The sequence below is a fragment of the Actinacidiphila oryziradicis genome (assembly GCF_005047355.1).
GTDB lineage: Bacteria > Actinomycetota > Actinomycetes > Streptomycetales > Streptomycetaceae > Actinacidiphila > Actinacidiphila oryziradicis.
On sequence record NZ_SUMC01000191.1, the window covers coordinates 1 to 8,087 of the forward strand.

The 8,087-nt window shown below is 68.5% G+C and carries 7 protein-coding genes; 1 reads left to right on the plus strand and 6 read right to left on the minus strand.

Annotated elements, in window-relative coordinates; translation table 11 throughout:
- Positions 1-201 precede the first annotated feature (201 nt).
- Entirely contained in the window at positions 202-930 is a 729-nt protein-coding gene (locus tag FCI23_RS52545; protein ID WP_136731030.1) for a reverse transcriptase domain-containing protein, read from the minus strand.
- Between the two features lie 550 nt (positions 931-1,480).
- Here FCI23_RS52545 and FCI23_RS52550 point away from each other — a divergent pair.
- On the plus strand, positions 1,481-1,714 hold the full coding sequence (locus FCI23_RS52550; RefSeq protein WP_136731032.1) for a hypothetical protein: 234 nt from the start codon (positions 1,481-1,483) through the stop codon (positions 1,712-1,714).
- A gap of 721 nt (positions 1,715-2,435) precedes the next feature.
- Here FCI23_RS52550 and FCI23_RS52555 read toward each other — a convergent pair.
- From FCI23_RS52555 to FCI23_RS52585, 5 genes are all read right to left on the minus strand, one after another.
- Positions 2,436-2,753, minus strand: coding sequence for a helix-turn-helix domain-containing protein (locus tag FCI23_RS52555; RefSeq protein WP_136731034.1), 318 nt, complete (start codon positions 2,751-2,753; stop codon positions 2,436-2,438).
- The gene (locus FCI23_RS52560; protein WP_136731036.1) at positions 2,750-2,950 is read right to left on the minus strand and encodes a type II toxin-antitoxin system RelE/ParE family toxin; all 201 of its coding nucleotides are present in this window, start codon (positions 2,948-2,950) and stop codon (positions 2,750-2,752) included. Before FCI23_RS52560 ends, FCI23_RS52555 begins: the two co-directional genes overlap by 4 nt.
- Before the next feature lie 367 nt (positions 2,951-3,317).
- Entirely contained in the window at positions 3,318-4,550 is a 1,233-nt protein-coding gene (locus FCI23_RS52565; protein WP_246144882.1) for a KamA family radical SAM protein, read from the minus strand.
- A gap of 107 nt (positions 4,551-4,657) precedes the next feature.
- Positions 4,658-6,934 carry a tyrosine-type recombinase/integrase gene (locus tag FCI23_RS64475; protein WP_407646164.1) on the minus strand — a complete coding sequence of 759 codons (2,277 nt, stop codon included), beginning with the start codon at positions 6,932-6,934 and terminating at the stop codon, positions 4,658-4,660.
- A gap of 78 nt (positions 6,935-7,012) precedes the next feature.
- Positions 7,013-8,083: an integrase core domain-containing protein gene (locus tag FCI23_RS52585; protein ID WP_136731039.1), complete on the minus strand. Its 1,071-nt coding sequence runs from the start codon at positions 8,081-8,083 to the stop codon at positions 7,013-7,015.
- Positions 8,084-8,087 lie beyond the last annotated feature (4 nt).

The following is an 8,087-nucleotide window of genomic DNA, read 5'->3' on the forward strand; positions in this document are numbered from 1 at the left end:
CTTTCGACACTTCATCAGTGGTTCACTCGCGTTCGCCTTCTCGGCTCGCACCTGACGCATCTTGTGCGCCTTTTCCGCAGTGCTCATCACCCCGGCTCATTCACCGGAGCAACCTGCGGCGGTTTAGGACCTCCCCCTGTGTGGGCGGTCCCGGAGGGCCCACCTCCATCACCGGTGCAGCATCACGTCGGAAAGTTCCGTCTACATCGAAACCTCCCGTTGTGTTCGTGGCGCACCGTCGTCGCAGTAGCGTTCGAACCCGATGCCCGGGTACTCCCGGGCCATCCAGGCGTCGAGCGCGTAGCGCATGAACACGTTCGACAACACGGGCGAGACCGCTGAGCCCTGTGGGCTCCCCCGGTCCCGGGCGAGCAGGCTGCCGTCCGGCCGCTGGATCGGGGCCTTGAGCCACCGCTCCACATACAGCCAGATCCACCGCTGGTCGGTGTGGTATCTGACCGCCTTGAGAACAAGGTCGTGATCGAGGTTGTCGAAGAACCCCTGGATGTCCAGATCGATCACCCAATCGGTACTCCAACACCGTTCCCGGCATGCCTCGACCGCGTCCAGTGCACTGCGGCGGGGCCGGTACCCATAGGAATCCGGGTGGAACACAGGCTCCACCAGTGGCTCCAACACCATGGCCACCACCGTCTGCGCGATCCTGTCCGCGACCGTGGGCACTCCCAAGATCCTCGACCCGCCTCCCGGCTTGTCGATCTCCACCATCCGTACCGGCGGCGGGAAGTAGCAGCCCCACGACATGCGATTCCACAGCTTGTAGAGGTTGCCCCGAAGGTCCACCTCGAACTGCTCGATCGACACCCCGTCGACGCCCGCCGCGCCCTTGTTGGCCTTGACCCTCAAGTACGCCTCGAACACCAGGTGTTTCGAGATCTGATACGACTTCGATCCGCTCGTCTGGTTCATCCCGGGCACTCCGGTTGGCCACCAAGCAGACCTGGACGACCCGTCCCCTTCGCTCCGCCCGCGTTACCGGGCTTCATCACTACTACGAGACGGTCTGCCCCCGTGCCCCGCATCGGTACTCGGCCCCTCGCGGTTTTGTCCGCTTAGGGTACTCCCTCTCGCAGCCGGCCCACCGGGCCGACTGCAGTATCGGGGCGACAGGTTCCCACGTTCCGTGCAAGAGCCCGGGCCGGACTCGCGCCGCCTACATGCCGGACGCCGTCTGGGCAGTCAGCAGGCTCCCCCCAGACTTGTCCCGGAGCCCAGATCTTGCCCCGGTTTCGACGCCACTGGAATCCGTTACGACACGTCATCAGCGGTTCGCTCACGCTCGCCTTCCCGACCCACACCTGACGCGATCACAGCCGCGCCTTTTCCCGCAACGTAGGGAGGGGTAGGCACCGTTCTTCCGGACAACATGTCGGATGATTTCCGGGTCAAGCCACAGGTCGCCGTCTGAAGCCGCTGCGAGACATCGACATCATGGTTGTCCTCAAGGACAGGAGTTTCCTTGACCGCCATCCTCACGAAGTCCTCGAAGCAGTCGCGGAGATCCTGGAGCCCTACTACCCCGGGCCGGGTGTGCTGCGACCGTCGTGCCGTACGCGTCGACTTCGGCGTCGACACGGTCGGAGACCTCAACGGCGGGGTGATCTCCTTCGACGTGGTGCCTGCGTTCACCGATGGCGACCACTACCTGATTCCGGACGATGTGCTTGCTCGGTGGATTCCCACCAACCGGTAGATGGACAGTTTGCTTGACGACTAGCGGGTTTCCGCAGGTCACATGGGGCTCCTGCCGGGGACTCAACCTGCGCCAAGCCTCCCCGACTACAGCAAGGCGTACGCCCGCGTCGAGGATTCGAACCCGCGCAACGTGAGCCCGCCGCTCCCCCGCCATGGCAGCAGGCCCACGGCCACGCCCAGCCGCTCGGGCCGACACACCGCCCGCAGCAACCGCTCACCACACGCCCCGCTACGGCCCCCCGAAGCCACCGTCCCGGGGACTGACACACCACCACCATTCCTCACCCCCAGCGCCCACCCACGGGCCGTCAGCGCCCCGAAACCCCCACCCACCCCGCCCCACCGGACCCCCGACCGGACCTCCACCTCACCTGACGGGCCGTCATCCCGATCCAGCATCGATCCAGCGAGGGTACGGATAACCAGCGAGCCGACTCCTGCCGGACACCGCACTTCCGGGTATCGCCGACGCTCGGTCACTGCCGGATCAGACATTCACCGATGCTTGGACGAGCATCGAGTTTCCGACGGACATGAAGGAGAAGCTGCTCCGTACGGTCGTCGCGAAGTTCCACTTGCGCCGGGCCGTCCCCTTCGAGGCAATGCCGCACTAGACGTTGAAGCGAAACATCCACCACACCGCTACCACCTGCGGTAACGCGCTACAGCGGGGTCCGATCCAGCACGGATCCAGCAAACGTCATCACCCCACTCGTCGATCAGGCAATCGCGGCGATGTCCCCGTTGTCGAAGTAAATCGCCTGATGCAACGGCCCGCCCAGAGCGGCGGCATATCGGGCGAGCACTTCCTGGCCGGAGATCGATCCCTGCTCGATCTGCGAGACCGGGCCCTTGGTGACACCCATCCGCTCCGCCACCTGCTCCTGCGTCAGCCCTCGCGCCCGGCGGATCTCCGCCAGACGATGCCCCAGCACCTCGGCCAGCAGCTCCCGCTTCCCCTCGGCAACCGCCGCCTCACCGCCTGCCCGCTCGACATGCGCGGCACGGATGTCCTTCCATCGCGAGTAACCGGTCACGGCGCACCCTCCTCCTCGGTACGGATCTTCACGTAGTCCGCGTACCGCTGCTCGGCCAGCGGAATCGCCTCCGCATACCACTCGGTCCAGCGGTTCCGCTTATCCCCCGCCACCAGCAAGATGCTCGATCGCCACGGGTCGAAGGCGAACGGGATCCGCGCCCGTTGGCGGCGGCCGCCGCGCTGGGCTGCGCCCACCCGTGCTGGCCGCGCTGCGCGGGGGCCGCACCGTCACGGTGGAGGCCGCCGCCGCGCCCGCGCCTGGCCTGGTGCTACGCCGCGCTCCTCCGGCACCCCTGGAGATCAGCGCGCGGACGCCGCTCTTCAGGCCCCCCAGGAGCGCTCCGGCACCGGGTCCAGCACGTTCCGAGCACGGCGACCGCCCAGCCGGTGCCGGGCCGCGCCGCCACCACCACGATGTCGCCCGCACCCGCCCCGCCGGATGTGCGCCGACCCACGCAACAAGGTAGGACTCTATGAGGGCCGGGCCCCTTCCCTGCTCAGCCCGGTGGATTCTGGTTCCGGGCCGTTCGGCAACCGTGAGGGATCCTTTTCGCTGCTCACCTCAGCCCACCTCCAGCCCCGGCAGAAACCGGCTTGCGCCGAACGCGGGCTTCAGGTCGGTAAACCAGGTTGCGCCCTCGTCGTACGCGGCGAAGAAGGGGCGGTCGACGAGATCGGGGTCGCGGGCCTGGATCAGGTGCAGGACGAAGACGCGCTCGCCGGCGATGTCGGCGACGCCGTCCACGCACACCTTGCCGGGCATCGCCGACATCACGGGGCCGCGTACGGTGCGAGCGAGGCCGGAGACCCGGGCGTAGGCGTCCCGAAAGATTTGGTGGCCGCGAACCAGCGGGACCCCGAAGTAGCCCTGCGGGCCGGTGTCCCGCTCCACGAACTGGTAGTACGGCACCGCGCCCAGGGTCGTCGTCTCCTCCCACAGCTCGGCCCACGCCTCGGCGCTGTCGTTGATCCCGGCCACCAGCGGGCCCTGGCAGCGGATCACGGCGCCTGTACAGCGCACCCGGCGCATTGCCTCCCGCACGACCGGCGGGCGCAGCTCCTGCGGGTGCGTGAAGTGGGCCATCAGCGCGAGGTGGCGGCCGCTCGCGACGACCTTGTCGAACAGGCGGAGCAGGTCGTCGGCGTCCCGGTCGGTGGTGAAGCGGTAGGGCCAGAAGGCGAGCGCCTTGGAGCCGATGCGAACCGAGCGGACGGTGTCGATCTCCAGTAGCGGTTCGACGTACCGCCGCAGCACGTCCGTGCTCATCACCAGCGGGTCGCCGCCGGTGATCAGGGTGCTGCTGACCTCCGGGTGGGCGCGCAGGTACGAGCTGGTCGTGGCGATGTCGTCGGTGGCGATGCGCAGGTCGGACTCGCCGACGAACTGGGGCCAGCGAAAGCAGTAGGTGCAGTAGGCGTGGCAGGTCTGTCCCTGGCGCGGGAAGATCAGCACCGTCTCGGGGTACTTGTGCTGCAGACCGGTGAGGCGGCGGCCCTCGTGCACGGGGACGTTGGCGTCCAGCTGGCCCGACGGGTGCGGGTTGAGGCGCATGCGGATCTCGTGCGCCGTGCGCTGCACCTCGCCCTTCGGCGCGTCCCGGGCCAGCAGGTCTGCCATCCGGCGCAGGTCGGGCGCAGGCAGCATGCCGGACTGCGGGAAGGTCAGCCGGAAGATCGGGTCGTCGGGCACAGCCGTCCAGTCGATGAGCTGGTCGACGACGTAGGTGTTGGTGCGGAAGGGCAGGACCGTCGTAACGGCGCGCACGGCGAGCCGGTCGGCGGGCGTCAGGGACATGCGCTGCAGCAGGCCGTCCAGGTCACGGGGGGTGAAGGAGCGAAACCGGGTGCTTGGGCCCGCATGCGGTGCAAGGTGGAGCGCTGAACTCATGTGTGCCAGGGCCTCTATTCCGTGACCAGGACCGACGGCCGCAACTCGACAATGGCGGTCGCCGACGCATCGTACTTCTCCGCGAAGTGCCGGATGAGCAGCTCATGCAGCTCGCTCTCATCGTCCACGACGACGACCTCATGGGCACCCGCGCCGTTCAATGCCTCGCTGTACGCTATGAGCTGGTCTAGGCGGTGGCGGGCCAGATAGGTCACCAAGTCGGGCGCGTCGACGTACAGGCAGTCCTCGACGTGGACGAACCGGCAGCTGAACCCCCGTCGCCCGTCAGCGGTGTCGACCAGGGTGACCGGCAGATGGGTGAACCGGTCCATGGGCTTACTCTGCCGCCACAGCTCATCGAACCGCTGCTCGACGAACGTACCGAGCGGGGAGCGGACCGCCACCTCCAGCTGGATTCCCTCTCCGGAGAGCCGGCCGACGGTGAGGAAGGAGACCAGGCAGCGCTCGTCCCAGCGGTAGAGGGTGACGCCGGGGGACGTGGAACACAGTCGTACTTCGAGGAGTTGGCGTGCGGTGTCCCCCAGCCGGCCAGCGAACTGGTCCAGGGTGCGTAGGTTGCGCATGATGTCGCGGCGGATGTCGGCGTTCTGCTCGCCCAGCTCACGGCCACGCAGAATGACGGCGAGGGAGTCCGGGTCCAGGAGCAGGATCTGGACGCGGGCGCCCTGCGCCGTGGCCGACCTGACGCCACGGAAGAGGCGCTCGGAGAACTGCGGACCGAAGAGGTTGGAGAAGGTGTCGAGCACCTTCACGTTGGTGGTGGAGCCGTAGACCTGGGCGGCGAACCACTCGTAGTCGAGCCGGGTGTGCTCCCGCACCCGGCCCTCCTGGGCGCGCGATATGAGCGGACCGATCACGAACACGGTGATGACGACGCCGACGAAGTCGGTGCCGAGGTTGAGCGCAAGGTTCTCACCGTAGCTGTCCATGGTTGACGCCCGCCACAGCAGCAGCCCGGCGACGGCGGCCAGCACCGTGAGCACGGTGAGGCTCTGCGGCCGACGGGGCGTGCGTAACATCCTCATCAGCCACCGCAACCGCGGTATCGGCGACCCTCCGCTCACCCTCCCCCTCCCCTTTCCGCCGTCGCGCACGGGAGGACACGCCCCCCGCGGACTGAATGGATACCCGCGCCGAGGAGGAGCTACGCACCGAACGGACGGCCGGCGTACGGCCGCCCGTTTCAGCTCGCGGGTCGCCGGGGCACCAGGACGGGTCAGCCCAGCGGGTGCATCCAGCCGTGCCGATCCTCGGTGACGCCGCGCCGCCTCCACCGTGTGGGGCATCCTCAAGGAACACGGCATCCCTCCCGCCCCCGACCGGGAACACACCACCGGGGCCGACTTCCTCCGCTCCCAAGCCAACGCCATCCTGGCCGCCGACTTCTTCGAGACCAAGACCCGCACCGGCACGACCCTTTCGCCGTCTGCAACGGCCACAGCGACGGCGCCGGCGCCGGACGGTGCCGACCACCCGCCGGTGCCTGGGACCCGGCCCGGCACCGTCCTTGACCGGCTACGACGCGGGTGATCCAGGGCGCAGGGCAGCCTGCATGATGGTGCGGCAGCGGTCCCAGGAGGCGGGGACGAGATGTAGACGTCGACCGTGGTCTTGATCGACCGGTGGCCGAGCCAGCGGGACACCTCGTGGATCGGGATACCGTGGGCGAGGGCGGTGGAGGCGAAGAAGTGGCGCAGGCCGTGCGGCGTGTACTTCGGTCTCCCGTCCGGCTTCACGATGCCCGCGTCCTTGAGCGCCTTCCTGAAGTGGTAGGCGTAGGTCGTCGCCGTCGGCATGGTGCCCTTGCCCCGATCGCGCGGCGCGAACAGGACCTCCATGCCCGACGCCGTCACGGTGCGCCACTGGCTCAGGTGCGCGTCGACCTCCTGGGCGAGGAAGGCGGGCAGGGGGACGTCCCGGTACTCTCCCTCGGCCCGGTGCTTGAGCGGGACGACGCGGGTCTCGCAGTCTTCGCGGTGCGCCTTCGAGCTGACCTGCCGGCGCACCCGCAGGAAGCCGGAACGGCGGCAGTCGGCGGTGAAGGCCAGGGGCTCACTGATCCGCAGCCCCGCCCCGGCCTGCAGGTATACCGTCAGTCGGTACTGCGGTGAGATCTGCTTGGCGATGAGATCGACCTCGTGCAGGGTGGGGATCTCGTCCTCGTCGACCGCGTGCCTCGCGGCGCGGGGGAGTTTGACCCCGTCGGTGGGGTCGTCGGGCCGCCGCTTTTCCTCCACCGCAGTCTGGAAGAGGTACCTCACCAGCTTCATCCGGTCGCACACGGTTGTGGGGTTCCAAAAGTCCCGTACAGCGCCGACCTGCAGCTTCTTCAGCCGTCGTGATCTTCGTCAGGCGGCGTTGTGGTACTCGTGGATGAGTCCGCTGAGGATGTCGTGACGGTGGATCCGCTGGGCCGGGAAGGGGATGGGGTCGGGGTCGTCGGCTGGGGCGCGAAGCTGCAGCGCTCGGTGGGCCCGGCCGCAGTTGTAGTGCTGGGTGTATTCGGCCAGGACGTGTCGCAGGTGTTGCTCGTTGTAGATCAGCATCTGGTCGGTGCACTCGGCTCGTGCGGTGCGTATGAACCTCTCGGCGTGGGCGTTCATCCGCGGAGCCTGTGGTGCGGTCTTGAGGATCTCGATGTCGTCGGCGGTGAAGACGGCGTCGAACGCCTGGGTATAGCGGCAGTCGCGGTCGCGCAGCAGGTAGCGGAAGCCGGAGGCTCGCTGACCGAGGTCGGACAGTAGGTTTCGGGCGAGCTGGGTGGCCCAGGCCACGGTGGGGTGGGTGGTGACGCCGAGGATGCGCACGGTGCGGGTGCCGACCTCCATGACCGCGAACACGTACAGCCGCTTCAAGACCACGGTGTCGACGTGGAAGAAGTCCGCTGCCAGCAGGCCGGAGGCCTGGGCGCGCAGGAACGCGCGCCACGTCGGTCCTCCGGCGGGGCTGCGCCGGGGTGCGGGACCGAGGCCGGCGCTGCGCAGGATGCGGCGGATGGTCGAGGCGCCGACCCGGTGACCGAGACGGCGCAGCTCGCCCTGGATGCGGGTCGATCCCCACGTCGGGTTCTCGCGGGCCAGGTGCAGGATGAGGGCGGTGAGCTCCTCGGAGATCGGCGGGCGGCCGGTGCGCGCCGGTTTCTGCTTCCACTTCCAGCGGATCAGTCGGCGGTGCCAGGACAGGAGGGTGGCCGGGGTGACCAGGCGGTGCCGGCCCAGGTGGGATGGCAGGTGTCGGGCCAAGGCTGCGAGCACGGCGCGGTCGGGCCACACAAGGCGTGGCCGGACGCCGAGCTGGCGGCGTAGCACCGCGTTCTCATGGCGCAGCGCGAGCAGCTCGACGTCCTTGGCGCCCGGCGAGCGGGAGAGCAGCAGGAGCAGTCCGAGGAGCCGCAAGAAGATCAGGTAGAGCACGCGCAACGCC